Here is a 26294-nt window from a genome sequence, read left to right as displayed (position 1 = left end):
ATAAAATTATATAACTTTAGTCTATCTTTGTCAAGTCTTAATAGAAATATATCTTTTATTATAATACTTTTTAAAAAATATTTAAAGGCTTTTATGAAAAATTTATGTGGAATTGATGAAGCTGGAAGAGGACCACTTGCAGGTCCAATGGTAGTTGCTGGAGTTATACTTTTAGAAGAGATTATTGGATTAAATGACTCAAAAGTTTTAAGTGAAAAAAAAAGAGAAAAATTATTTGATGAAATAATTGAGAAATCAAAATATCATATAGTTTTTAGTAATGCAAAAGAAATAGATGAAAAAGGTATAAGCTATTGTATAAAAAACTCTATTTTAGAGATAATGGAAAATCTAAAAGAGTTTACAATCTCATTTTTGATGGATGGAAATACGAATTTTGGGATACAAACTTTACAAAAAGAGATAAAAGCAGATGCAAAATATGCCCAAGTTAGTGCTGCTTCAATACTAGCAAAAGTAAGTCGAGATAGATTTATGGACAATATTTCACCACTTTATCCTAAATATGATTTTCATAAACACAAAGGTTATGGGACAAAAGCTCATATTGACGCTATAAGAGAGTTTGGAAGAAGTGATATCCATAGACACACTTTTAAATTAAAAGCTTTAGGTGAAACTTAATAATATTTTATATTAAGTTTGGTTATAGTTATTAAATTTTATTTTATTAAGGAGCAAATTTGAAATCAAAAATAAATATTTATACAATTCTTTTAATTGTAATGTTAGCTTTTAGTGGTTGTGATAATAAAATTGAAACAAAAGATGAAGTAAGTTTAGCGGGTAAAATTTTCGAATATGATTATGGAACAGCTGGTTATCGTGTAGAGTATAAATCAGATGATGTACTTCACTGGAAAGCTATCAAAGGCGAAGAAACTGGTAGAGAATCTGATGAAGCATATAAAATGCAAAAGCTTGGTGAAAATGTATATTTTGTATCTTGGGTTGAAGCAGATGGACTTGGTGTAAGTATCGTTCTGAATCTTAAAGATAAAAAAGTTAATGCTTTTTTGAAAATTGATAGAGAGATTATTCCTTTGAATGGAACAGTAACTATTCTAAAATAAATTATTTTGAATAATTCTGAAGTTTTAACTCTGGAATTATTCAAATCAAAACTAATTTTCAGATATTTCCTTTATGTAGTTTCTTATTTCATACTTTCTATCGTATAGTAAACCTTCTTTTTTCATTCTTTCTCTATCCATAACATCAATTTTTATAGAGTTAAATATTTCATATATATCTTGGTTAAATTGATTTTGCATATTTTTTAAAATTTGTTCTTTTGTTTCATTATTATTTTTAAATATACTATTCTCAGGATTATAGCTGTATGAATATGATAAATGTAAAAGTTGTTCGTATGTATTTTGGATTGGTTCTAAACTATAAAAGCTACAATAAGTTTCAAACAGTTGAGTAACTATTTTCTTTTTACCAGTAGAAGTGTTATATATATTAGAAAGTTCATTCCACTCTAATGTCCTACATTTCATTCCATCTATATAATCTACAAAAGCTCTATTGTATCTTTTTCCATAGCGTTTAGTATATTCTATAATATTTTTATTTTCATTAACTTCTTTCTCAAAAAGTTCAAGATTTTCTTTGTTGAAATATTTATTAGAATGAAAAAGATATGTTTCTGATGAATGTTTGATATGCACCATCTCTTTCATCTCATCTGGAATATCTCGAATCAAAACAATTCTATCTAAATGATCGATAACTTTCCCAGTAAATGGTATGCTCATATTATTTGGAGCACTTACAGACAAAACTTGTCTTTTACTAGAAATCCTTATATTATCAAGCATATTTGTAGTTGATAAATATCCTTCTTCTTTTACTACACAACCAACAAATAAAAAACTTATTAAAATTAATACTACTAGATTTTTCATTTTTTATACCTATAAGTGCTACTAATCATTTTGTTTTAAAGCTAAAGTTTAATAAAAAGTAAGTCTTTAAGATTAACAAATTTATTAATTTCTTTTATATAGATTCCTAATGTTAATATTCTAAATCAAATAAATAAATTTTATTTTTTATCTATAACTCCAGTAAAGTTCTTATAATCAAGATGAGTTTTATATAAATATGAAATATTAATTTGGAAAAATATATTTAAAATAATTATATTAGTTTATTAAATTCTTCTTGTAATAATTGTCTATTCATTTCTCTAATAACTTTTAATGCAATTTGGTATTCTTCTTTTGAAATATTATCAAGGAAACAACATAAATTATGATCCGAAATTCTATCTAATTCATCTTTTAAATCCAATGCTTTTTGACTAGCTGATATAATAGTCGTTCTTTTATCTTTTGGGTGCTGAGACTTTTCAATATACCCATTTTCATTCATTCTTTTTAATATCATAGTTATATTTGAAGCATCTGATGAAGTTTTTTTACAAATTTCGCTCTGGCTAATTGCTTGATTGTCAAATAATAATTTTAATATTTGGCTTTGTTCAAATGTCAAATTATATTTCTTAAGCTTTTGTGTCATATTTTTTTTAAATCTTAGATAAACATTCGAAACACTATCTATTATACAATCTTGAATTTTTAAATTATTTTTCATATCTGGAGTATACATTTTTTAAAATTAAACTTTAATTTCTATTATATATTTAACTAAATAGTTAATGAGTTAACTATTTAGTTAAATATTGATATAATTCTATCAACTATTATTTTATAGTTAATTTTAATATAAGGAATATAATTATGTTATTCGTACCTACATTGGAAAGTATTTGGTTAAGCTGTATATTAGCTATTGCTACAAGTATTATATCTATTACCGTTACACAAACAGAAGTAACTCGTCCGTTAAGAGAATTTCTAAATAAAAAAAGTAAATTCTTTGGATACCTATTTTCTTGTTTTTATTGTCTTTCACATTGGATTGTTTTTATATTTGTATATTTATATCATATACAATTAGTTCCATCTGAAAATTTCTTTATAAATTTTGTAGTAACAAGTTTCTTTATAATAGGACTTTCTACACTATTTAGTGGGTTTGTTTTTAAAGTTAAAATTCTTGCAATGAATCGACATAAAGCAGAAATAGCCATGTTAGAGAAAATGAAAACTAACTAATAATTAAATCATTCATTTACAAGTTATATTTTGGAAATGAATGATTTTAAAGAGATTAATATGTTTTACTCATATCTTAAAGCTTCGATAGGATTTAATCTTGCAGCCTTTCGTGCAGGAAAATATCCAAACACAACTCCTATTAATGTAGAGAATACGAAGGAAATCAATATTATTTGCTCATTTATGATAAATGGTAATTGCATAACATTTACAACTCCATATCCAATTCCAAGCCCCAAGAAAATACCGATAATCCCACCCCAAGTTGATAAAACTATCGCTTCAACTAAAAACTGCATTAAAACTTCATTTTCCATAGCTCCAATAGCAAGTCGAGTACCTATTTCTCTTGTTCGTTCAGTTACAGAAACAAGCATAATATTCATAATACCAATTCCACCAACAAGTAAAGAAATACCAGCAATAGAACCCAACAAATATGTAAGCATAGTTGTAGTTGATGTCATTGTTTCTAAAATATCTTTCATATCTCGAATATGGAAATTATCTGCTTCTCCTATTTTTATCGCTCTACGCTCTTGCATTAACGATGTTATATCTGTTTTTGCGTCTTCAATATATTGCTCTTGTGTAATTGATATAATTACAGATGAAACATCTTTCTTACCCAAAATTTTTCGCTGAAACATACTTACAGGAACAATAACTATCTCATCTTGATCATTTCCAAAAGCCGCTGCTCCTTTTGACTCTAAAACACCTATTACATTACAAGTAATATTTTTTAATCTTATATTTGCACCTATTGGATTTTCATCGCCAAAAAGTTGTTTTACTATTGTTGTTCCAATTATACAAGATGATTTTCCACTTGCGATTTCACTATCTTCAAAAGTTCGTCCATCTTGTAAAGCCCACTCTTTAATTATAAAATAGTCATTATCTGTACCTATAACACTTGCAGCATGGCTTTTATTTCCAAAAACTATATTCATTCGTGAAGAGCCTTCAGATGTAGCTGCTTTTATATTTGCAACCTCACTTTTTATAGCTACAATATCTTCATTTGTAAATGGTTTTGAACTATTATCTTCTCTTGGAATACCTCTTCTTTCTTGCCCCACTCGTAAAGTTAGCATATTGCTTCCAAGTTTTGTAATACTATCTCGTACATTTTGAGTTGTTCCATCACCTATCATAACCATAGCTATAACAGAAGCAACACCTATAACAATTCCTAAAATAGTAAGCACTGATCTAAGAATATTTCTTTTTATCTCTTTTATAGCTATTAAAAAAGCATTCACTAACATTATTTAAATCCTTTTTTCAAACTATCTTCTATATGACCATCTCTAAAATAGATTATTCTATTTGCATAAGCTGCCATATCTTCTTCGTGAGTTACCATAATAACAGTTATTTTCGACTCTTCATTTAACTTTTTTAATAAATTCATAATCTCTATACTTTTTATGCTATCAAGATTTCCAGTTGGTTCATCTGCTAGTAAAACTAAAGGGTTTGTAACTATTGCTCTTGCTATTGCGACTCGTTGCTGTTGTCCACCACTAAGTTCTGCGGGAGTATTTTTTATAACACTTCCAAGCCCTACTTTATTTAAAGCTTCAGTAGCTAAAATTTCTCTTTGTTTTGCTGGAACTTTTCTATATATCAAAGGAAGTTCTACATTTTCTAAAGCTGAAGTTCTTCCAAGGAGATTAAACCCTTGAAAAACAAATCCTAAATAATTTCTTCTTAAAAGAGCCATTTGATTTCTGTTTAGTTTTTCTACATTTATTCCATTGAATAAATACTCTCCACTTGTTGGTTTATCCAAACAACCAATCATATTCATAGATGTAGATTTTCCACTTCCACTAGCTCCCATAATAGCAACAAATTCACCTTCATATATCTTTAAATCTACTCCATTTAGAGCATGTGTTATATTTTGTCCACTTCCATAACTTTTAACAATATTTTTAAATTCAATTATTGTCTTTTTATTTTGCATTATCACTCTTTTGTGAAATTATTACTAAATCTCCAATATTCAAATCTTTTGATTCAATAGCTGATGACTTTCCATCTGTATCTAAAATTTTTACCATAACTCTTTTTGGTTGCCCATTTTCCAATATAAAAATAGGAGATAAATTTTGTTTACTTAAATCTTTTGTAACAGGTCCTGGTCTATTTGGCATATTTGGACCAGCAAGTTTTACAGGACCACTACTTGCTTGTTCTTGAATTCTTGGCTTAAATCTCAATGCACTATTTGGAACCAAAATATTATCCTTACTATCTTTTGTAACAATTTTTGCTGTTGCTGTCATACCTGGTTTTAATACTAAATCTTCATTATTTACCTCAACAACTGTTTCATAAGTTACAACTCCATTTGAATCAATAGGATTTAATCTTACTTGCTTGATTTTCCCATAAAATGTTCTATTTGGATATGCATCAACAGTAAATGTAACTGGTAAATCTTTTTTAATATCAGCAACATCAGCTTCATCAATACTTACTATTAAATCCATACTTTTCAAATCTTTTGCCAATGTAAAAAGTTTTGGCGCAGACATAGTTGCAGCTAAAGTTTGCCCTACTTCAACTTCTCTATTTAAAACTATTCCATCAATAGAAGATTTTACAGAAGCTTTTTCAAGATTTTGTTTATCTGTTTTTACATTTGATTCAGATTGTAAAACTTTTGCTTTTGTTGCTTCAAGAGAAGCCAAAGCTGCTTCATAAGAAAATTTAGAATCATCAAGTTCATTTTTTGATGGATATTTTCCATTTGATTCATTGTACATTTTTAAAGTTCTATCATATAAAACCTTTTTATTTTTCACATTTACTTCACTCTCTTTCAAATTTGCTCTTGCTATTGCTAAAGCTGCCAAAGAGCTATCAACTTGTGATTGTAGTTTTACAGTATCAAGCTTTGCTAAAACTTGTCCAACTTTTACTTCATCATTGTAATCAACAAAAATCTCTTTTATTGTTCCTGAAACTTCTATTCCTATTTCAACACTATTTGTTGGATTTATATTTCCTGTTGCACTTACAATTACAGATAAATCACCTTTTTCAACAGCCTTTGTTACATACTCAACTTTTGTTGTTTTATTTGCTGAATTAAATATAAAAAAATATGCAAAAATAAAAGCTACAACTATTGCTGTACTTACCCAAATATATAATTTTTTTGAACTTTTTGTTTCATAACTATTTAGTTCATTTATTAAATTTTCATTGCTCATTGTTGATTAACCTTTTATTTTGAAATATAATTTTGCATATTGAAGTTTGATATTTATATCGTTTATTATCATATCATATTCGTTTATCAGTTTTGTATTCTTTAGAATATCTAAATCAAATTCTGAAGTCATTCCAGCATCATTTGAAATTTGATTTGCTGATATCAAATCATCATATAATTTGATATTTTCTTCAATTGTTTTGATATGTTTTTCGTAAGTATCAATTTGATTCAAAATCTGTTCATAATCATATGCTACTTCGTTCTTTAAATCATTTACTTGTATTTTCTGTTTTAAATAATCAATTTTAGCTAATTGTATTTTATTTGAACGATTATAATCAAACAGTGGCATAGAAAGAGTCAAGCTAGCAGTTGATTGTGCATCATCTTTTCTTGTATCTCTTGACATTCTACTAAAATCACTATCACTAGAATTGTAATTAGCATTTGTTGAAAGCGAAACTTTTGGCAAATAATTTGTTTTTGTTTTTTTGTAATTTGTGTTTAACATCTCAACTTTTGAATCTTCTTGTAAAATATCCAAATTGCTATTTATAAAATCATCTTTTGAAACTTCACTAAAATCCAAGATTTCTATCTCATCGTATTTAAGTTCAGTATATTTAGATAATTCATACTCTTTTTCTTTTAAAGAATTTTCTAAACTGATATTTTCTTTGTATTGGTTATTTTTTGACATAACTGCATTATTCAATTCAATAATATCAGTTTTTCCAGCTTCATATTGAATTTTTTTGATTATTAATTCAATATCCCTATTTTCTAATCTATATTTACTTTGTGCAATTTGTAACTTTAGTTTTTTAATATCCAACAAAGTAGTATAAATAGTTTGTAGAATTTGCTGATTTTGATTTTCCCAAGATAATAAATCATACTTTAATTTATCTTTTGCATAGTCAATTGAAAGTAAAATTCCTCCAGACCTAAAAATATCTTGAGAAAAACCTATCCTTGCAGATTTACCATATCTACTATCATCTGTTCTATCTTTATCAAAATTATGATTTCTATTTACACTTGAACTTATATCGATAGTTCCTATCCAATCGTTTTTCAAAATATCATAATCTGTTTGTATTGACTCTTTTTCAAGTTCTCTTAACTCTTTTTTATCTTTTTGTAAAATATCCAAATTATTTGTATTTGCTAAAGCAATACTACAAAATATTGAAAATAAAAATATTTTATGCAATTTTTGTCCTTAAATTTTGATGTGGAATTATAAGTTTTGATTTTTAACGGTATTTTAACAAATTTTTAATTCATCCTTACATTATGATAGTTATCATTAATATAAAATTAAAGTTTTTTGATTATAATTACAAAAATTTTAGCGTAGAGGAAAAAAATTATGATGGAAAATATAGAGACACTAAAGCATTTAGTTGATTATGGAGTTATAGCTTTACTTGTTGTAATGAGCTTTGTTGCATTCTTCTTTTTTGTAGAAAGAGTACTATTTTATAAAAAGATTGATGTGAAAACATATAAAACTAAAAAAGCTTTGGATGTGGCTTTAACAAAACACTTAACTATAATTGGGACAATTGCGTCAAATGCTCCTTATATTGGATTATTAGGAACTGTTTTAGCTATTATGCTTACATTTATGACAATGGGAAGTGGAGAAATTGATGCAGCCAAAATTATGGAAAGTTTAGCTTTAGCATTAAAAGCAACTGCTGTTGGACTTGTTGTTGCTATAATTTCAATGGTTATGTATAATATTTTAGGAAGATCAGCAGAAGTTTTGGAGAGTGATTATGAAGCTACAGAAATATGATTCAATAAATGTAATTCCGTTTATTGACGTTTTACTTGTACTTTTAGCCATAGTTTTATTAACTTCAACATTTATTACAAGAGGTATTATCCCTGTTGCTTTGCCAAATTCTAGTAGTGCAGAACAACTTAAACCAGATAAAGAAATAGTGATAGTAATCAATGAAAATGGTGAGTTTTTCTTAGAAGATACTCCTATTGTACTTGAAGAATTAGAAAAACAAATTTTACAAAAATCTGTAGAAACACCTGTACATATACATACAGATAAAAATACAAAATTTGAATCATTTGTAAATATATTAGATATGCTGAAAAAAAATACATACTCAAATATTTCAATAGTGACAAAGAAGTAAAAAATGAATAGATATCAAAGTTCATTCATAATTACAAGTATAACTTATGCAATAGTTGGATTTTTTGCATTTTTTGTTTTTGCGAATGCTTTTGTTATAACAGATAAAGCAACTGAAGAGGTTACAACAATCTCTTTATCAACAATAGAAATGGCTCCTCCACCTGAACCAGAGCCAACTCCACCAGAGCCTGAACCTGAACCAGAGCCAGTTGTTGAGAAACCAACACCCGTAAAAGTCCCTCCTAAGCCTAAAAAACCAAAAAAAGAACAAAAACCTATAGAAAAACCTGTTGAGAAGGTTGTAGAAGCAGCTCCTGTACAACAAGAAGTTCCTGTTGCAGATGTTCCTATTAAGAAAAATGTAAATCCTGCTCAAACACAAAATTTGGAAAATGCTTATTTAGCTAGAGTTAAAGCAAAAGTTGAGAAACATAAAGAGTATCCAAGAGTAGCAAAAAGATTAAATCAGACAGGAAAAGTTGAAGTTAATTTTGATGTATTTAAAAAAGGTCATGTAAAAAATGTAAAAATAGTTAAAAAATCTAAATTTGATAAATTAGATGAAGCAACATTAGAATTATTAATTAAAATTGCTATGTTTGAACCAATACCTGATGAGTTAGATAGAGAAGTTTGGAATATAACTATTCCTGTAGATTATCAAATTCAATAAAAAATATTAAAAAGTGTAGTTAAAAACTACACTTTTTCTACTAAATCTTTAACAAATTGTACCGCCATTCTTACACCTGTACCACTTGCTCCATATGGATTATATCCCCAAGGTTTTTCTACAAAAGCAGGTCCAGCGATATCAAAATGTATCCATTTATTTTTATTTTCTTCATAAATAAAGTTGTCTAAAAACATTCCAGCAGTTATTGCTCCACCATATCTAGTATTTGAAACATTACAAACATCTGCTATTTCAGATTTTATACATTTATTTAAATATCTATTGAAATCTAATTTAGTAGCATATTCACCTGAACTTTGGCAAGAATTCAAAGCTTGTTGTTTTAAGCTTTCACTATTTCCCATAATTCCAGTTGTATACTCTCCAAGACCAACTACACAAGCTCCAGTTAATGTAGCAAAATCTAAAATATAATCTATATTTTTTATTGTATCTTGTGCATAACAAAGACAATCTGCAAGAACCAATCTTCCTTCAGCATCAGTATTTCTAACTTCTATTGTTTTACCATTTTTTGCTTTTAAAATATCATCTGGTTTATAAGCATTTCCACCAATCATATTTTCAACTGCTCCAATAATTGCATGAACTTCTATTGGTAGTTTTAATTCAGCAATTACTTTTATACTATTTAAAACAGCAACTGCTCCAGATTTATCAGCTTTCATTGTAACCATAAAATCACTTGGTTTTAAAGACAATCCTCCACTATCATAAGTTAATCCTTTACCAACTAAGACAACTTTTTTTAGTGCTTTTTTTGGCTTATATTTTAAGTGGATCAAGTGTGATTCATGAACAGAAGCACGACCAACACTATGCATTGCCATCATATTATTTTTTTCAAGATATTTTTCTCCATAAACTTCACAATCAAGTTCTAAATCTTTTGCTATTTTTTGTGCTTCTTTTACAAAAATTTCTGGATAAAAATCAGCTGGTGAAGTATTCACCATATCTCTTGCTATATTTACGGCTTTTGATATAGTCAATGATTCTTTTAAAATAGCATTTAAATTAGAGTTTTTTTCTTCAACAACAAAATATAACTCTTGTTTTTTTATATTTTTCTCACTTTTATAAGTATCAAAACTATAATTTCCTAAAACTGCACCTTCAACTAAAGCTTTAAAATTTTCTTCTAATTTACTATTTAAAACAACTTTTGCACTTTTAAATTTTGTAGATTTAAATTTTTTAACTGCTGTTGCTATTGAAATAGCTAAAGAATCATAACTATACTCTTCAAATCCAACATATATTTTTTTACTTTCAACCAAAATAGTTGATACTTCATCTTTTGCTTTAAATTCTAATTGTTCTAAAGTATTTTTATCTTTGCTATCAATAATTTCGTCTAAACTATTTATAAAAATTATCTCTAAATCAAAATCTTTATTTTTATTAAGTTCTACAATATTAATCTTCATCTCTTACCCTCTTTTCAATTTTTTTTGTTGCTCTATTAAAATAATAAATTATTCCTCCACCCAAAATAATAGCCAATGGAATAGCCATATACCAATGTTCTTTTGCCCAATGAAGAACCACCATAATCTGATCTCCAAAATACCAAACAGGAACTATAGTAATTGCTGCCCAACACCATGCAGAAATAAGGTTTATAAAAGCAAATTTTCTTGCATCATATCTTGTCAAACCTATTGAAATTGGAATAATTGTTCTCATACCATACATATACCTTTGAGTAAAAATTATTGGCCAACCGTGTTTTTTCAATAAAAGATGTGCAAATGCAAACTTTCTTCTTTGCCCTCTTAATCTTTTTAAAACAGATGTTTTATTAAATCTTCCAATATAAAAATATACTTGATCTCCAGCAAATCCACCAAGTCCAGCTACAAAAATAGCCAAGAGAACATTCATAGAACCATCGTGACTTAAAAGACCAGCCATAATAAGACCCATTTCACCTTCAAGCATACTCCAAACAAAAAGTATTATATATCCATATTGTCTTAATAAATTTATAAATTTTTCTTCAATCCCATCACCTGGTGCATGATACAGATTGTAAGTAAGAAATGATATAAAAAGTACCAATCCTACGGCAAAAATTTTTCCTGTATAAGGCTGAATTTTTAAAAATAGTTCTCTCATCTTAATCCTTAATCAAAATTTAGTAAGCTTTTTGCTTGAATCATATCTTTATCACCTCGTCCAGATAAACATACAATTATTGTTTTTCCTTTTATTTTCTCTTGAGCTTTTTTCAAATATGCAATAGCATGAGAAGACTCAAAAGCTGGTATTATTCCTTCTTTTTGACTTAACCATACAAAAGCTTCTAAAGCTTCTTTATCAGTTATATTGTCATAAATTACACTTTTGTTATCTTTATGAAATGAATGTTCTGGTCCAACACCAGGATAATCAAGTCCAGCACTTATACTGTGAGCTTCTAAAACTTGTCCATCTTCATCTTGCAATAAATATGAGCATTGACCATGAAGTATTCCAGGACTTCCAAGGGCTAAACAACTACCATGTTTTGGTGTATCAAGTCCTAAACCACCTGCTTCAATACCAACACAAGTAACACTTTTATCTTCTAAAAAATGTGAAAACATACCAATAGCATTTGAACCACCACCAATACATGCAACTACATAATCAGGTAGTTTTTGTTCTTTTTCTAATATCTGTTTTCTTGCTTCATATCCAATAATTGCTTGAAAATCTCGAACCATCATAGGATATGGATGCGGACCTGCAATAGTTCCAATTATATAAAAAGTATCTCTTGCATTTGTAACCCAATATCTAATAGCATCATTCATAGCATCTTTTAAAGTTTTACTTCCACTTTCAACTGCTACTACTTTTGCACCTAAAAGTTTCATTCTAAAAACATTTAATTCTTGCCTTTGAACATCTTTTGCACCCATAAAAACTGTACATTCAAGTCCCATAAGTGCAGCAATAGTTGCTGTTGCAACTCCATGCTGTCCAGCTCCAGTTTCAGCAATAACTTTTGTTTTCCCCATTTTTTTTGCTAATAAACCTTGGGCTATTACATTATTTACTTTATGAGCTCCAGTGTGATTTAAATCTTCTCTTTTTAAATAAATTTTTGCTTCTAGTTCTTCGCTTATATTTTTGGCAAAATACAAAGGATTCTCTCGTCCTACATAATCTTTTAATAAATTATTTACTTCTGCCCAAAAATCTTTATCAAATCTATATTTTTTATATGCTCTTTCTAAATCTTTTAAAACTGGCATCAAAGTTTCTGGAACATATTGCCCACCAAAAACACCACCAAATTCACCTTTTTCGTTTGGATCAAAAATACTTTTTTTTGGAATATAATCACTCATAAAAACTTTCCTTAAATCTCTAAAACTGAATAAACTGGTACTAATTTACTCAACTTTTCTTTTCCATCTAAAACTGTAAAATTCATCAAAAAACAACTTTCAACTAAAGAAACATTTAATTTTTGTATTAAATTAGCACTCGCATATGCAGTACCACCACTTACGATTAAATCATCTAACAATAGAACCCTTGCATTTTTTTTATCATTAAAAGCATCTAAATGAATCTCTACTTCATCAAATCCATACTCTAATTCATATTTTTCACAAACTGTTGTACTAGGTAATTTACCTTTTTTTCGCACTGGAACAAAACCTATTTTAAGTCGTGTAGCTAACGCTGCTGCAAAAATAAATCCTCTTGATTCAATTCCTGCAATAAAATCTAAATTGTAAGATTTATATCTATTTTCTAAATGGTTCATTAAAAGTTCAAAAGCATCTTTATCGTTTAACAAAGTTGTAATATCTTTAAAAATTATCCCAGCTTTGGGAAAATCTGGTACACTTCTTATACTATCTAATAAAATTTTCTTATCTTTCTCATTTAAAACTACATCTTGCCCCAAATTTTATCCTTTGTATAATATAAAGTCGTTTCATTTTAACCAAATAATTATTATGTTTTTATGATAATTTTTAAGAATAAAGCAAATATAATCCTATATTTCAGATAAAGAGCTACTATGAAACTTATTCTTATTTTTATATTATCTATCTACACATTTGCAATAGACTTACAAAAAGCAACTATATATGATGAAAGAAAACACAATATTAACAACTACTATATGAGTGAAAAATTAGATGGAATTAGAGCATATTGGAGTGGAAAAGAGTTACAAACTAAAAATGGCAATAAAATTTTTGCTCCAAATTGGTTTACTCAAAATTTTCCTCCATTTGAATTAGATGGTGAACTTTTTACGAAGCAAAATGATTTTGAAAATATCCAAAGTATAGTTTTAAGTCAAAAAGAACCTATTGAATGGGAAAATATAACATATAATATTTTTGAAATACCAAATGCAAAAGGTGATTTTAAAGAACGACTTGATTTTTTAGAAAATTGGCTGAAAGATAATCCAAATAAATTTATAAAAATAATCCCACAAAAAAAGATAAATAGTAAACATGAATTAAATATATTTTTAGATGAAGTTTTAGCAAAAAATGGAGAAGGAGTAATGCTCAAAAACTATACTTTGAACTATTTTAGTGGAAGAAGTGAAAATGTTTTAAAAGTAAAAAAGTTTTTTGATGATGAAGCTGAAGTAATTTTTCAAAATCTTAGAAAAGATGGAAGTTTAAAAAGTTTAAAAGTTAGACTAAAAAATGGTGTTGAATTCAATCTGGGAAATGGATTTTCAAATAAAGATAGAGAAAATCCACCCAAAATTGGAAGTTTTGTAACTTTTAAATATTATGATTTAACAAAAAATGGAAAACCAAAATTTACTTCTTTTTTAAGAGTTAGACAAAAAGAATAATCAATCAGCTGTCGCTTCGTGAATTGATTTTTTAACTCCTTGATAAGCTTCACTTGATGTATCTTTTGTAGCTTTCCATGCTGTTTTACTATCTTGTTTTACTCCACTCCAAGTAGCACAACCTTGAAATAAAATTATCAATATAACTAATAATATACTTTTAAACATATCTTATCCTTTAATCTTAGTCAATATTTTATCTATATTTATACCAAATTTTCTATCAAATTATATTAAATAAGTTTTGGTACAATTTGCCAAAAAATTAAGGGATTTAAAAAACTTATGAAAGAAAATATACAAACAAAAATATGCCATCAAACACAATTTGCTCCTTTTGAAGATGTTGCAGGAGCTTCTCATTTTCCTATATATAACACTGCGACATTTGATTTAAAAAAACAAAAAGGTGAAAAAATATACGATTATACAAGAAGTGACAATCCAACAAGAGAAACATTGGAAAATCTTTTCAGCTTTGTTGAAAATGGAGCAGGAGCAGTATGTACTCATACAGGAATAGCAGCTGTGAGCTTACTTTTTGAAACTGTTTTAAAAGCAAATTCATCTATTTTAGTAGAAGCTGATTGTTATGGTGGAACATTTAGGCTATTAAAAGTATTCAAAGAAAAATATAATATTCAAGTTAATTTTGCTGATTTTAATGATACAGATATGGTTGAACATATTTTAAAAACAAACAATATAGATTTAGTTTTATGTGAAAGTCCTACAAATCCAGGCTTAAAAATCATAGATTTAAAACTTATTGCTTCAATATCACATAAATATAATGCTTTATTTGCTGTTGATAATTCACTTGCAACTTTTATAAGTCAAAAACCTTTAGACTTAGGAGCTGATTTTAGTCTATTTTCAACTACAAAATATATAAGTGGACATGGTGGAGTAATAGCTGGAGCAATTGTTGCAAAAACAAAAGAGTTAGCAAATCAAATCCATTATTATGCAAATGCACATGGAAGAAGTCAAAATCCATTTGATGTATATTTAATCTCTTTGGGAATTCCAACTTTAAAAATAAGAATGAAAGAACACGAAGCAAATTCTATAGAAATTGCAAAGTTCTTACAAAATCAAGACTATATAGTAAAAGTAACTCATCCAGCATTGGAAAATCATCCTCAACACGCCCTTGCAAAAAGTCAAATGAAATATATGACTGGAGTTTTTTGTGCTGATTTTACAAGTGTTGAATTAGCAGAAAGATTTATAGAAAATAGTAAAATATTTGGTGAAAAATGTTCATTTGGGAGTCCAGATAGTAGAGTTGAAATTCCTGCAAAAATATCTCATGCAAGTTTTTCAAAAGAGGAGTTAAAAGCTATTGGAATAAGTGATAGTACAGTTCGGTTTTCTATTGGATTGGAAGAAGTTGAAGATTTAATAGAAGATATAAAACAAGCAGTAAAATAGATGAACAATAAGCAATTTTATCCAATACCATGTGGACAAACTCTTCCACAAAATAATATTCACGCAGTATCTACAAGTATGCCAAATCTACAAGATGTGATTGATTATGAAGAGCAAACACCCGAAATTTTAGAAAAGATAACTGTTGCTTATCCAAGATTTATAGTTCATCCATATTTAAAAAAGTTAGCTAATTATTTAAAACAAAAATATAGTGTAGGAAATGAATATGAACTTATACTTTTAAGTAGCAAAAAAGCAATTAAAGTTGTAAGCAATAGATATTTTATACACAATAAATTTGAATTTAATGAACCTTTTGGAGTTATAAAAGTAGTAAAAGGAAGACAATATCAAAAAGTTTTAAAATTTATTCAACATGTAGGATATAACCTATCTTCAAGACTAGCTGAAGATTATTTATATAAAGTTGGAATTATAAATAAGCTTCATATTGAAAATTTAGAAGATAAAAATAAGGCAAAAAATATAGTTATTGAAACTTTAGCTAGTGCATATAAACAACCAGTTGAAAATATTTGCTTAAATCCATCTGGAATGAACTCAATGTATTGTGCTTTAAAAGGAATAAAAAATATTCAAGCAAGAAATGGAAGAACTATTTTAGTACAACTAGGTTGGTTATATCTTGATACAACAAATATCGTAGAACACTATTTTGAAGAGAGTAAAGTTTTTCATGATGTTACAAATATTGATGAATTTGAAGAGTTCTTAAAAAAAGATGGGCTAAAAGTTTCAGCAATAGTTACAGAGATTCCTACAAATCCACTTTTGCAAACTGTGGATTTAGAAAGACTAAAAAAACTTTGTAACTCTTACAATATTCCTATCATTGTAGATTCAACTTTTGCAACACCTTATAATTTAGATTTAAATCCTTTTGCTGATATTTATGTTGAGAGTTTGACAAAATTTGCTTGTGGAAATGCTGATGTTTTGATGGGTGCAATTATTTTAAATAAAGATTCAAAAATATCTCATATTTCAAATGAATTTTTTAAGTATGCTGATGAACCATATATAAAAGATATTCAAAGAATGGCTTTAGAAATAAAAGATTATAAAATAAGAGTAAAAAAAATAAGCCAAAATAGTTTAAAACTAGCAAGATATTTGGAAAATGCTCCTTTTATAGATAAAGTTTTTTACTGTTTAAGTCCTGATTTTAAAGATAATTATGAAAAATTAATGATTGATGAAGATAGCCTATGTGGGATAATATCTGTAACATTTAAAAAAGATTTTCAAAAAGTTTATGATAGTTTAAATTTTGCAAAAGGTCCAAGTCTTGGAACAGAATTTACACTTCTTATGCCTTACACTTATCTTGCTCACTATGATTTAATCACAAGCCAAAATGGAAAAAAATTTTTAGAAAAAATTAAACTTCCAATAGAGCTTTTAAGAATATCTGTTGGTACTGAAAATATAGAAGATATTATAGGAGAGTTTGAGAAAATAAACAATATTTAAGAGTTTTTTACTCTTTTTTATATATGATTTGCTCTATTAAATAATTTTAGGGGAAATTATGGAAATATTGTTAAACGGCACAGTTTTTAAATCTTATAATATAAAAAATAAAAATCATTCAGAAACTCAAAAATTTTTTGAAGAAAATTTACAAAATGAAACTCAAAAAGCTTATCAAACAAGTATAAACTTTTCAGAAAATAGATCTAAAACAGTTTTTACAGACCCTATAAATGGTAGAAAAGTATCGGTAAACTTAGAAAATAGAACTATTTTAAAGTTAGAAAATAATTTTGGAGTAGATAATATAACAAAAGATGAATCTGGAAATATACATCTAAGTGGAGAAGCTCAAAATTTTGTGTCTGCTTGGTTTACAGATATTGCCTATATAAGAGAATTTTTGAAAGCAGATATAAATCAAGATGGTAAATTAAGCCACTTTGAGTATAGTAACACGAAAAATGGTTTTAGTATATTACAATCTCTAAATTTTAAAAAAAATAGTTTAGAAGTTATAAATGAAGTGTTTGACAGCTATATAAAATCTAATTCACAAAATAATATGTATAGATATGAAGATTCTATAATATCAATAGATGATGAATTAAATCATACTTTAAATATGGATAGTAATTTTGATGGAGAGATAAATTTGGAAGAATACTACAATATGAGTTCTTCTAAAAATGAAAAAATTGTAGATGAAATAAAAGCACAATGGATTACTTCAAAATATTTTCAAAAATTACTTCCTTCAAATATTGTAGAATCACTTGTATATAACTACTTTCAGGAAGCACTAAATTATGCTTTGGATAGCATGGAGAAAAAAGAGAGAATAAATAGTGATAATTGGCAAGATATAAGAGCTAAAAACCATCTAAAATATGATGAGGGAAAAGGTTTACAAATTAATTTAGAGAATTCTTATAATATTGGGAAAATTAAGAAAAAACACAAAGATAGCCATTTGGCTGAAAATCTAGCACAATTTATATTTATGATGATTCAAGCTGAAGCTGGTATTAACGAAAAAGGTTCAGAAGAAGAAATTACAAAACAATAATTTTAAGATCAAACACAAAATTAACATCTAAATTATAAAATTCTTTGAAATGGTTAATCTCGGTAATATAATCGGCCTCCTACAAATTTCTGATAAAATTAAAAACCACAACTTCAGATTAGCCATTTTAAACTATTAAACAACATAAAATTAACAATCTAGCATTAATATAGCAATTAAGTTTTACTATTTACTAGTAAAATAACTTTATAAAAGGAGAAAAAATGGAACAAATTGGAATGTTTCCACTTTTTTATTTCCCAGAAATTGGCTCTGCTTGGATTATGGGAATAACAGGGACTATTCATATTTTAGCATCTCACACATCAGTTGGTGCTGCTTTACTTTTTGCTTTTTTAGCACATAAATCTTATAAAGAAGATAGACCTGAACTTTATGAATATATGAAAAAATATGGTATGTTTTTACTTATTTTTTCTTATGTGGTAGGTTCGATCACTGGTCCAGGGATTTGGTATACAGCAACTGCTGCAAGTCCTAGAGGAATTAGTGCTTTAATTCATAACTTTGTTTGGGTTTGGGCAACAGAATGGGTATTTTTTGTATTTGAAGTAGTTGGAGTTTTTGCACTTGTATATTTTATTAATAAAATAGATAGAAAAACTCATCTAAAACTTACTTATGCATTTGCTTTGGCTTCTGTTGGAACACTATTTTTAATCATAGGAATTATTAGTTTTATGATGTGGCCTGGAAATGATGCTTTCTATCAAACAGGTTCTGTTAGTGATGCTTTCTTTGGTCTTACAACTTTTCCTCATTTATTTCTAAGAATTGGTTTTATGATTATGATGTCTGGAGTTATAGGACTTATTATTGCAACTTCTTTAAGTGATAAAGAATTAAAAAATGAACTTATTAGAAAAATGGGTATTACAAGCTTTATTGGAGGATTTATTACAGTTATTTGCTTTATGTGGTATATGACAACTCTTCCAGACAATGCAAAACTTCTTTTAGAAATGTATATGCCAGATATTATGACTACAAAGCTTATTTTAGTTGTGATTTTTTCTTTATATTTTGGAATTGCTTTACTTAAACCAAATTTCATAAATAGACCAATTGCAGTTGTTATGTTATTTGTAGTTGCTATTTTTGGATTGTGGCCAGGAGAAAAACTAAGAGAAAGTATTAGAAAACCTTATGTTGTTGGTCAATATGTTTATAGTAATCAAATTATGGGAAGAGAAGTTCCAGGTAAAAACATAAAAAATGAAGTTGATATTATAGAAAAAAATGGCTTATTAAAAGTAAATCCTTGGATTCCTGATAGATTAAAAATAATTACAGATGAAAATAGACTAGAAGTTGGAGAACTTCTTACAAAAATTGCATGTTCAAATTGTCACTCACTAGAAATTACTGGTAAATATAGACCTTTATTTGAAAAAATGAATGGCTGGGATAAAGATACCATAAAATCATATATGCAATTTTCATTAGCAACTGGAGTAGTTCCATATATGCCAAAAATTTCACTACCTGAAGAGGAATTTGATGCAATGGCAACTTGGATAGAATCACAATTTAATAAGGAGAAATAATGGATGCAGGAATTTTAAATCTACTTAGAGATCCAGCAGGAGTTCCTTTTTACCCTGTTGTTTTTCAAAGTTTATATGTTTTAACTTGGGCATTACATGCTCTATTTGTATTTTTATCTTTAGGAAGTATGGGATTGTCTTTATATGGAGGTTTTAAACAAAAAACAGATAAAAATTGGGAAATTTTAACAGCTCACTTACTACAAACTGGTAAAATTAGTGTTTCTTTACTGATAGTTTTAGGTGTTGCACCTTTACTTTTTACACAAGTAATTTATGACCCAAACTGGTACACAATAAATACTTTATCAGGTCTTTGGATTGTAATATTTATATATTGTTTATTAGTTGGATATAGTATGTATTACTGGTACTATTATGCAAATAAAAAACAAAGTTCAGTTAGTAAATTAGTAGGAACAGTTGCATTTTTGTTATTAGTGTTTTGTGGATTAATAATGCATGTATTTTCAGTTCAAGCTATTCAACCTGAAAAATGGATGCAATGGTACGCTCCCAATGGAATAGTTGATACTTCTGGAACAAACTTTCATCCAGAAACAATTAGATATATTTTCTTTATGATTTTAAGTATTCCTATTGTTGGATTATTTCTACAAAATTATAGTGACTTTTTAAAATCAAATAAAAATTTTGATGAAAAATTTATATCTTTTTCAAGAAATGTAGGTACAAAAATTTCTACTTTTGGATTTATTTTAAGTTTAATTATTTTTATTTTTTGGACTTATTCAATAGATAGATTATATGATATTTTTTCTATTGTTATTTATTTATCTTTTGTTTCTATGATTTTATTATCAAAAAAACTAAATAATAGTTATATTACAACTATTATTTTTATTGTAGTTTTACTTTTAATATCAGCTTTTAGAGAATACATAAGATATAACATTATGAATAATTTAGGTTATGATATTTATCAATACCCTCTAAATATTGAATGGGCTTCTATTATTATGTTTTTATTAACTTTCTTATCTTTAGGTGGTGTTGGTGTGACTTTTATTGCTTCAATGGCATGGAAAGTTGGAAAGAATAATGGTTATTTTGATGCATCAAAAGATAAAATGGTTACTACTATGGCAAATATATTATTATGGATTTTATCAATTTGGTGTATTGTATATTTTGCTTGGGGATTTTTTACACTATTTAAAAATAGTTTATAAAAAGAGGAGATTTCTGTCTCCTCTTTTTAATCAAATATCTATTTTATATCCATAAGTTCTATGTGATACTATTAAATTATCTCCAATGACTTGTCTAAGTTGATGTATATAAAAACGGATTACTCCATTTTTACTATCACTATTTGCAGGATAAACACCTTTTTCTAAGCTATCAGTTGATACAAAAGAACCCCTGAATTTTAGTAAATATTCAAGAATTAAAGTAGCTTTCTTACCTAAGAATATATCTTTTTTATTAATTAGTACTCTTTTATTAAAAATCTCATATTCAATATTTTTTGTCAAATAGATAGTATCAGTATATACTCTAAATTGCCTTCTTATGAGTGTTTTTATTCTTAGTATAATTTCTGTTTCATTTATAGTTTTAATAACACATTCATCACATCCAGATAAATAAGATAGTTTTACAATACTTTGAATAGAAGTTATTACCATCTTCATAGTAAGATCTTGATAAGAATTTAACATTTTTATTAGTTGAAATCTATTATTTAATGTTTCATCTATATTAAATATATATAAATCATATAGATTCTTATATATCCTTTCTAGAAATTTATCATTATTTATACAAATATCAACTATAAAATTATTATTTTCTAAATTTTTAATAATACTTGAAATTGATAAATCATTACTTTCTAAAACTAAAATCCTAATTCTACTCAAAAAAATTTTCCTCTTACATATAATTGGGATACGATTTTATAATACATCTATTAATTATCTGTTAGTTTTGAGTATGTAGAATTCAAAAATTTTTATGAAAGAGAAATATGATAAAACAAGCAAATAAAAATAATATAGAAAATATTTCAACTCTTATATACGATGCAATTCACAATGTAGCAAATACATTAACTGGTGAAAATGAAGATAAAAAAATATTAGAAACTTTAGATTATTATGTAAATATGGATATTTGCCGTCTTAGCTATAACAATATTTATACTTATGAAATAGATAATAAAACTGTTGGTATTTTACTAGCTTACAATTCAAATGATGTAGAAAAACTAGATAAGCCTATGCTTGAACATATAAAATCAAAAGATATTTTTTTGGATTCATTTGAAAAAGAGTGTTTTGAAGATGAGTTTTATATAGATACTGTTAGTGTAAATTCAGACTTTCAAGGTCGTGGAATAGCAAAAGAGTTATTTAGTTTTGCTACACAAAAAGCAAAAGAACAAGGCTTTAAAAAACTTTCACTTTTGGTTGATTTTGAAAATCCAAAAGCAAAAGTTTTATATGAAAAATTAGGTTTCCAAGACAATGTCGTTTTAAAAGTATCTGGAAGCCAATTTCATCATATGATAAAAACACTTTAAGCAAAAATCCCAGAACCAACAAGCATTAAAAATGCTAAAATAAACATAAAAATAGGAGCAATAATTTCTACAATATTTACAAACTTTTTAGAGTTTGAAGATATTTTATGTAAACTTACTCCTAAAAACGATGAAGCAAAAATAACTACTGCCATACCTAAACTGATACTTAAACTAGCTAAAAATACTGCAAAATAAGTTTGCAATAAAAATGCATAGACAAAAAGTAAAACAGTACCAGGACAAGGAACTATTCCTGCTGTTAAAACAAATATTAAATCTTGTTTTTTACTTCTTTTTTCTAAAATTATTGGTCTATTAGAGTTTTGTTTTACAAAATTAATATTTTGTGAATTTGTAGAAAATTTTGTAGCTTCAAAACTAGTATTACAAACTGCACAACAGCAAGATTTTTTCTTTAATTTTCTATACAAAATAAATATTGCCAAAACCATAATAATCACTGCACTTAAAGCTGTAATATATAAAACCGAATCAGCTATAAAGCCACTCAAAACAGTTTTAAGAGCAAATATAGATATTAATACAATTACCAAAGCACCAACAATATGAATAAATGCCGTAAAAAGAGAAATCATAAAAGCTTCAAAATATGTACTTTTTTGTGACGAAAAGTACGAAAATGCTAAAGATTTTCCATGTCCTGGTCCAATAGAGTGAACCACTCCATATAAAAAAGAAGCCAAAAGTAAAAATAGTAAGGCTAACCTATCACCATTTTCAATGTCTACCAAATATTTTTTTACTTTATCTGTAAAATCATCTAAAATATTTTTAGGTTTTTCTACCTTTATCTCTTCTATTGTTTCTTCTTTATTTTCAACATATACATTTTCACTATTGCTTGTCCATTTTTCAACTAAATCTTCATTTTGACTACTTGATTGAACTAAGCTTTTGCTAAATTTTTGTTCACTTAAATTTGGTGCATCAATATCATAAGAAACTTCACTTATATTTGAATTTTTTTTCACACTATATGGAATATCAAATTTTTGGTTTTTATTTTCAAATACGATAAAAAAGAAACCTTCTTTATCGAATATTCTTATTTTAAAAATATTTTTATCATATATTTTTTCTTCTAATTCAATGTTGTATTCAAACATCAATAATTTATCTTTATAATACATTTTATAATCTTTTACTTCAAAAGCTATTTCAGAAGCATTTTCGGTTTTATCATAATAAATAGTTGTTATAAAATCTCTAGGAACTAAATAATCAAGCAAACTATTTTCGATAATTTCTAACTCATTTTTATCAAAAGTTTTATTCAAATTCAAATCATAAATGTTTAAAAGTTCTTCGCCAAACTCTTTTGCAAATTCCCATCTTATATTTACAGATTTTATATTTTCATTATCAGCTTTTATAGATGTAAATATATGTGTTCGTGGTGTAAAAGTAGAACATAAAGAGCATCCTAAAAGGATACTCTTTAGCACTAAAAATAGTATAAAATATCTAATCATTTGTAACTTTTTGCTATCTCTTTTGCTGTTTTAAGCATATTATTTTTCCAATCTTCACTCAATGGGTCAATCGAAACAACATTTCCTTTAATATTTTGTGAAATTGTTTTTGCACTTTTTTGAGAAAACTGTGGAGCAACAAAAATAATTTTGATATTATGTGTTTTTGCTTCTTCTACAAGTTTTACAAGTTCATTTGGTTTTGGTTCTTTACCTTCTATTTCAATAGAAATTTGACTTAATTCATATTGTTTTGCAAAATATCCCCAAGATGGGTGAAACACCATAAAAGGTTTAGCTTTATATGGTGATAAAATATTTTTTATTTCCTTATCCAAGTCATCAAGTTCTTTTATAAAATTTTCATAATTTGCTTCATAAAAATCACCATTTTTAGCATCAATTTTTAGCATTCCTTCATAGATATTTTTTGCTTGAACTTTTACAGAAATTGGATCAAGCCAAGTATGAGGATCTAGTCCATCTTCTCCATGGTCATGATGTTCGTGATGTGGATCATCTTCATCATGGTCGTGATCATGATGTGAGTGTTCAACCATAGCAATTTTTTCTATTCCAACAGTTGTATCAACAAAAAGTGTATTTTTAGCATTTTGCTTAAATCTATCAAGCCATGCTAATTCGCTTGGATCACCAACTAAAAAATATGCCTTTGAAGCATTTAATGCTTTCATTTGAGATGGTTTTGGCTCAAAATTATGTGGTGAACTACCAGGTTTCACCATAACATTTATATCAAACTTATCTTTTACAATCTGCTCTACAAAATATTTTTGTGGTAAAATATTCACCGTTAGCTGTGGTTTATTTGCATACAAAATTGATGCAAAAAACATAAATAAAACTAAAATTTTTTTCATATTTTTCCTTTTTATTTTAATGCAACTTAGTTGCAACCAAAATATTAAACTCTTTTTTCTTTAATGCAACTTAGTTGTACAATTACTTTAACTATAATTTTGATAAGATTCTCAAATGAATAATTTAAAAAATATTTCGGATTTTACCAATATAAAATTAACAACTGCTAGAAAATCTATTTTAGAGATTTTAATAAACTCAAATAAACCTTTATCTTACGAAGATATAAAAGTTCAAATTTCTATGGATAAAGCAACTTTTTATAGAAATATTACCATCTTTGAAGATGAAGGAATAGTAGATTCATTTGAATCAAACGATAAAAAAAGGTATTTTGAGATAAAAAAATCACCTCATTCACATTTTATTTGTAATTCTTGTTCAAAGATTGAGTGTATTCATGAAAATCTAAATCTAAAACTACAAGATTATAAAATTGAAAATATAATATTAAAAGGTAAATGTAAGGATTGCAACACAAATGGCTAAAATATTTACAGAAATACAAAAACAACAAATAGCAAAATTAAAAAGTAGATATGATTTTATAAAAAACTTTGTATCTATTGAAACTCTAAGTGGAATAATATTATTTTTAGTTACAGTTCTTGCAGTATATATTGCAAATTCTAGCTATTCAAATAACTATTTTGAATTCTTTTCATCTTATCTTTCTATAAGTTTTGCAAATTATAGTTTTTCTATGAGTTTGCTTCATTGGGTAAATGATGTTTTAATGGCAATATTCTTTTTAGTTGTTGGTATGGAAATAAAAAAAGATATGCTTGTTGGAGAACTATCTAGTTTCAAACAAGCTTCTTTTCCAATTATTGCTGCGATTGGTGGTATGATAATACCAGCACTTATTTATCTTAGTTTAAATAAAGAACATCCAACAGGATTTGGTGTTCCTATGGCAACAGATATAGCATTTGCTTTAGGGATTTTGATGCTTTTAGGAAAAAGAGTAAATATATCTTTAAAACTATTTTTAGTAACTCTTGCAGTTGTTGATGATTTGGGTGCTATTATTGTTGTGGCTATATTTTATACAAGTGAACTTAATTATATATTCTTTTTATATAGTGCTTTAGTTTATGCTTGTTTAATCTTTTTAAACTACATTGGTGTTAGAAAAATATTACCTTATATTGTCTTAGGAATTATTTTATGGTTTTGTGTTCATAGCTCTGGAATTCACTCAACTATTGCTGGAGTTTTATTAGCATTTACAATTCCTTTAAAAACAAAAAACTTTGATAAAAATTACGAATTTGAAAACTCTCCACTTGATAAACTATCTTTAGCTTTACATAATTTTAGTGCTTTTGTAATAATGCCACTTTTTGCTTTTGCAAATGCTGGGGTTATCATAGATTTTTCAAGTGTTTTAACTCATAAGTATATTGTTTTAGGAGTTGCTTTAGGTCTAATTTTAGGAAAACCTATTGGAATATTCACTTTTACATATTTAGCAACAAAACTAAAAATATCTGTAAAACCTGCAAGTGTATCTTGGAGTGAGATTATTGCAGCTGGATTCTTAGGTGGTATTGGTTTTACAATGTCTATTTTCATATCACATTTGGCATTTAGTGATGAAAGTATTGTAAGTGCTGTAAAACTAGGAATTTTTGCTAGTTCTATAACTGCTGCAATAATAGGTGTTATCCTTATTTTATTAAACAATAAACCAAACAAATACAACTGAT

Annotated in this window: 29 protein-coding genes; 15 read left to right on the top strand and 14 right to left on the bottom strand. The window is 26.8% G+C overall.

The features are described from left to right. The first annotated feature begins 93 nt into the window (after positions 1 to 93). Together ACNSOS_RS10660 and ACNSOS_RS10655 are read left to right on the top strand one after the other, a co-directional pair. A complete protein-coding gene (locus ACNSOS_RS10660; RefSeq protein WP_418185276.1) occupies positions 94 to 645 on the top strand; it encodes a ribonuclease HII in 552 nt (183 codons plus the stop codon). A 59-nt stretch (positions 646 to 704) separates the two neighbouring features. Continuing rightward, positions 705 to 1094: a phenolic acid decarboxylase gene (locus tag ACNSOS_RS10655; protein ID WP_418185275.1), complete on the top strand. Its 390-nt coding sequence runs from the start codon at positions 705 to 707 to the stop codon at positions 1092 to 1094. Between the two features lie 51 nt (positions 1095 to 1145). On the opposite strand, the gene ACNSOS_RS10650 is transcribed toward ACNSOS_RS10655, so the two are convergent. Together ACNSOS_RS10650 and ACNSOS_RS10645 are read right to left on the bottom strand one after the other, a co-directional pair. Beyond that, the gene (locus tag ACNSOS_RS10650; protein WP_418185274.1) at positions 1146 to 1934 is read right to left on the bottom strand and encodes a hypothetical protein; all 789 of its coding nucleotides are present in this window, start codon (positions 1932 to 1934) and stop codon (positions 1146 to 1148) included. Positions 1935 to 2169: 235 nt separating this feature from the next. Continuing rightward, entirely contained in the window at positions 2170 to 2625 is a 456-nt protein-coding gene (locus ACNSOS_RS10645) for a MarR family winged helix-turn-helix transcriptional regulator (RefSeq protein WP_418185273.1), read from the bottom strand. A gap of 146 nt (positions 2626 to 2771) precedes the next feature. Between ACNSOS_RS10645 and ACNSOS_RS10640 the strand changes: the two genes are divergently transcribed. Continuing rightward, positions 2772 to 3149 carry a DUF1360 domain-containing protein gene (locus ACNSOS_RS10640; protein WP_418185272.1) on the top strand — a complete coding sequence of 126 codons (378 nt, stop codon included), beginning with the start codon at positions 2772 to 2774 and terminating at the stop codon, positions 3147 to 3149. Between the two features lie 65 nt (positions 3150 to 3214). Here ACNSOS_RS10640 and ACNSOS_RS10635 read toward each other — a convergent pair whose 3' ends face one another. From ACNSOS_RS10635 to ACNSOS_RS10620, 4 genes are read right to left on the bottom strand one after another with little or no spacing between them, the layout of a single operon-like run. Then, positions 3215 to 4426: an ABC transporter permease gene (locus ACNSOS_RS10635; RefSeq protein WP_418185271.1), complete on the bottom strand. Its 1212-nt coding sequence runs from the start codon at positions 4424 to 4426 to the stop codon at positions 3215 to 3217. Next, on the bottom strand, positions 4426 to 5130 hold the full coding sequence (locus ACNSOS_RS10630; RefSeq protein ID WP_418185270.1) for an ABC transporter ATP-binding protein: 705 nt from the start codon (positions 5128 to 5130) through the stop codon (positions 4426 to 4428). The genes ACNSOS_RS10635 and ACNSOS_RS10630 overlap by 1 nt, the downstream gene beginning before the upstream one ends. Continuing rightward, a complete protein-coding gene (locus ACNSOS_RS10625) occupies positions 5120 to 6385 on the bottom strand; it encodes an efflux RND transporter periplasmic adaptor subunit (protein ID WP_418185269.1) in 1266 nt (421 codons plus the stop codon). The genes ACNSOS_RS10630 and ACNSOS_RS10625 overlap by 11 nt, the downstream gene beginning before the upstream one ends. Before the next feature lie 6 nt (positions 6386 to 6391). Then, entirely contained in the window at positions 6392 to 7606 is a 1215-nt protein-coding gene (locus tag ACNSOS_RS10620; protein ID WP_418185268.1) for a TolC family protein, read from the bottom strand. A 162-nt stretch (positions 7607 to 7768) separates the two neighbouring features. On the opposite strand from ACNSOS_RS10620, the gene exbB reads away from it, so the two are divergent. Genes exbB through ACNSOS_RS10605 form a run of 3 tightly spaced genes read left to right on the top strand, consistent with a single transcriptional unit; the run spans position 7769 to position 9230 of the window. Then, entirely contained in the window at positions 7769 to 8197 is a 429-nt protein-coding gene (exbB, locus tag ACNSOS_RS10615) for a TonB-system energizer ExbB (protein ID WP_418186316.1), read from the top strand. Next, complete coding sequence (exbD, locus tag ACNSOS_RS10610) at positions 8178 to 8555, top strand: TonB system transport protein ExbD (protein ID WP_113893355.1); 378 nt, start codon at positions 8178 to 8180, stop codon at positions 8553 to 8555. Before exbB ends, exbD begins: the two co-directional genes overlap by 20 nt. 3 nt (positions 8556 to 8558) lie before the next feature. Then, complete coding sequence (locus ACNSOS_RS10605; protein ID WP_418185267.1) at positions 8559 to 9230, top strand: energy transducer TonB; 672 nt, start codon at positions 8559 to 8561, stop codon at positions 9228 to 9230. 26 nt (positions 9231 to 9256) lie between these two features. On the opposite strand, the gene ACNSOS_RS10600 is transcribed toward ACNSOS_RS10605, so the two are convergent. From ACNSOS_RS10600 to ACNSOS_RS10585, 4 genes are read right to left on the bottom strand one after another with little or no spacing between them, the layout of a single operon-like run. After that, positions 9257 to 10684, bottom strand: a complete 1428-nt coding sequence (locus ACNSOS_RS10600; protein WP_418185266.1) for a leucyl aminopeptidase — start codon at positions 10682 to 10684, stop codon at positions 9257 to 9259. After that, complete coding sequence (locus ACNSOS_RS10595) at positions 10674 to 11375, bottom strand: DedA family protein (protein WP_418185265.1); 702 nt, start codon at positions 11373 to 11375, stop codon at positions 10674 to 10676. The genes ACNSOS_RS10600 and ACNSOS_RS10595 overlap by 11 nt, the downstream gene beginning before the upstream one ends. 8 nt (positions 11376 to 11383) lie before the next feature. Continuing rightward, positions 11384 to 12595, bottom strand: a complete 1212-nt coding sequence (trpB, locus tag ACNSOS_RS10590) for a tryptophan synthase subunit beta (protein ID WP_418185264.1) — start codon at positions 12593 to 12595, stop codon at positions 11384 to 11386. An 11-nt stretch (positions 12596 to 12606) separates the two neighbouring features. Beyond that, entirely contained in the window at positions 12607 to 13164 is a 558-nt protein-coding gene (locus ACNSOS_RS10585) for an adenine phosphoribosyltransferase (protein ID WP_113893345.1), read from the bottom strand. A gap of 117 nt (positions 13165 to 13281) precedes the next feature. Here ACNSOS_RS10585 and ACNSOS_RS10580 point away from each other — a divergent pair, with 117 nt between their 5' ends. Next, positions 13282 to 14085, top strand: a complete 804-nt coding sequence (locus ACNSOS_RS10580; RefSeq protein WP_418185263.1) for a DNA ligase — start codon at positions 13282 to 13284, stop codon at positions 14083 to 14085. Here the strand turns inward: ACNSOS_RS10580 and ACNSOS_RS10575 are convergent, their stop codons facing one another. After that, positions 14086 to 14253 (bottom strand): hypothetical protein, encoded by a 168-nt coding sequence (locus ACNSOS_RS10575; RefSeq protein WP_222718378.1) that lies wholly within the window; start codon positions 14251 to 14253, stop codon positions 14086 to 14088. It abuts the gene before it with no gap. A gap of 117 nt (positions 14254 to 14370) precedes the next feature. Here ACNSOS_RS10575 and ACNSOS_RS10570 point away from each other — a divergent pair, with 117 nt between their 5' ends. The 5 genes from ACNSOS_RS10570 (at position 14371) to ACNSOS_RS10550 (ending at position 20849) form a co-directional block, all read left to right on the top strand. Continuing rightward, the gene (locus tag ACNSOS_RS10570; RefSeq protein WP_418185262.1) at positions 14371 to 15522 is read left to right on the top strand and encodes a trans-sulfuration enzyme family protein; all 1152 of its coding nucleotides are present in this window, start codon (positions 14371 to 14373) and stop codon (positions 15520 to 15522) included. Continuing rightward, the gene (locus ACNSOS_RS10565; protein ID WP_418185261.1) at positions 15523 to 17019 is read left to right on the top strand and encodes a PLP-dependent transferase; all 1497 of its coding nucleotides are present in this window, start codon (positions 15523 to 15525) and stop codon (positions 17017 to 17019) included. A gap of 58 nt (positions 17020 to 17077) precedes the next feature. Further along, a complete protein-coding gene (locus tag ACNSOS_RS10560; protein WP_418185260.1) occupies positions 17078 to 18088 on the top strand; it encodes a hypothetical protein in 1011 nt (336 codons plus the stop codon). 224 nt (positions 18089 to 18312) lie between these two features. After that, positions 18313 to 19656, top strand: a complete 1344-nt coding sequence (locus ACNSOS_RS10555) for a c-type cytochrome (RefSeq protein ID WP_418185259.1) — start codon at positions 18313 to 18315, stop codon at positions 19654 to 19656. After that, entirely contained in the window at positions 19656 to 20849 is a 1194-nt protein-coding gene (locus ACNSOS_RS10550) for a hypothetical protein (protein WP_418185258.1), read from the top strand. Before ACNSOS_RS10555 ends, ACNSOS_RS10550 begins: the two co-directional genes overlap by 1 nt. Positions 20850 to 20879: 30 nt before the next feature. On the opposite strand, the gene ACNSOS_RS10545 is transcribed toward ACNSOS_RS10550, so the two are convergent. Beyond that, positions 20880 to 21542, bottom strand: coding sequence for a response regulator transcription factor (locus ACNSOS_RS10545; protein WP_113908386.1), 663 nt, complete (start codon positions 21540 to 21542; stop codon positions 20880 to 20882). A gap of 107 nt (positions 21543 to 21649) precedes the next feature. On the opposite strand from ACNSOS_RS10545, the gene ACNSOS_RS10540 reads away from it, so the two are divergent. Next, positions 21650 to 22204, top strand: coding sequence for a GNAT family N-acetyltransferase (locus tag ACNSOS_RS10540; protein ID WP_418185257.1), 555 nt, complete (start codon positions 21650 to 21652; stop codon positions 22202 to 22204). Here the strand turns inward: ACNSOS_RS10540 and ACNSOS_RS10535 are convergent. Together ACNSOS_RS10535 and ACNSOS_RS10530 are read right to left on the bottom strand one after the other, a co-directional pair. Beyond that, on the bottom strand, positions 22201 to 23700 hold the full coding sequence (locus ACNSOS_RS10535; RefSeq protein WP_418185256.1) for a nickel/cobalt transporter: 1500 nt from the start codon (positions 23698 to 23700) through the stop codon (positions 22201 to 22203). The genes ACNSOS_RS10540 and ACNSOS_RS10535 overlap by 4 nt on opposite strands. After that, the gene (locus ACNSOS_RS10530) at positions 23697 to 24581 is read right to left on the bottom strand and encodes a metal ABC transporter solute-binding protein, Zn/Mn family (protein ID WP_418185255.1); all 885 of its coding nucleotides are present in this window, start codon (positions 24579 to 24581) and stop codon (positions 23697 to 23699) included. The genes ACNSOS_RS10535 and ACNSOS_RS10530 overlap by 4 nt, the downstream gene beginning before the upstream one ends. Positions 24582 to 24696: 115 nt before the next feature. On the opposite strand from ACNSOS_RS10530, the gene ACNSOS_RS10525 reads away from it, so the two are divergent. Beyond that, on the top strand, positions 24697 to 25071 hold the full coding sequence (locus tag ACNSOS_RS10525; protein WP_418185254.1) for a Fur family transcriptional regulator: 375 nt from the start codon (positions 24697 to 24699) through the stop codon (positions 25069 to 25071). Continuing rightward, entirely contained in the window at positions 25064 to 26293 is a 1230-nt protein-coding gene (nhaA, locus tag ACNSOS_RS10520) for a Na+/H+ antiporter NhaA (RefSeq protein WP_418185253.1), read from the top strand. The genes ACNSOS_RS10525 and nhaA overlap by 8 nt, the downstream gene beginning before the upstream one ends. Position 26294: the final 1 nt, after the last annotated feature.

It is taken from the genome of Aliarcobacter vitoriensis (assembly GCF_048320235.1).
GTDB lineage: Bacteria > Campylobacterota > Campylobacteria > Campylobacterales > Arcobacteraceae > Aliarcobacter > Aliarcobacter vitoriensis.
The sequence above is the reverse complement of the archived record's forward strand: the minus strand, read 5'-3'. Positions and strand labels throughout refer to the sequence as shown.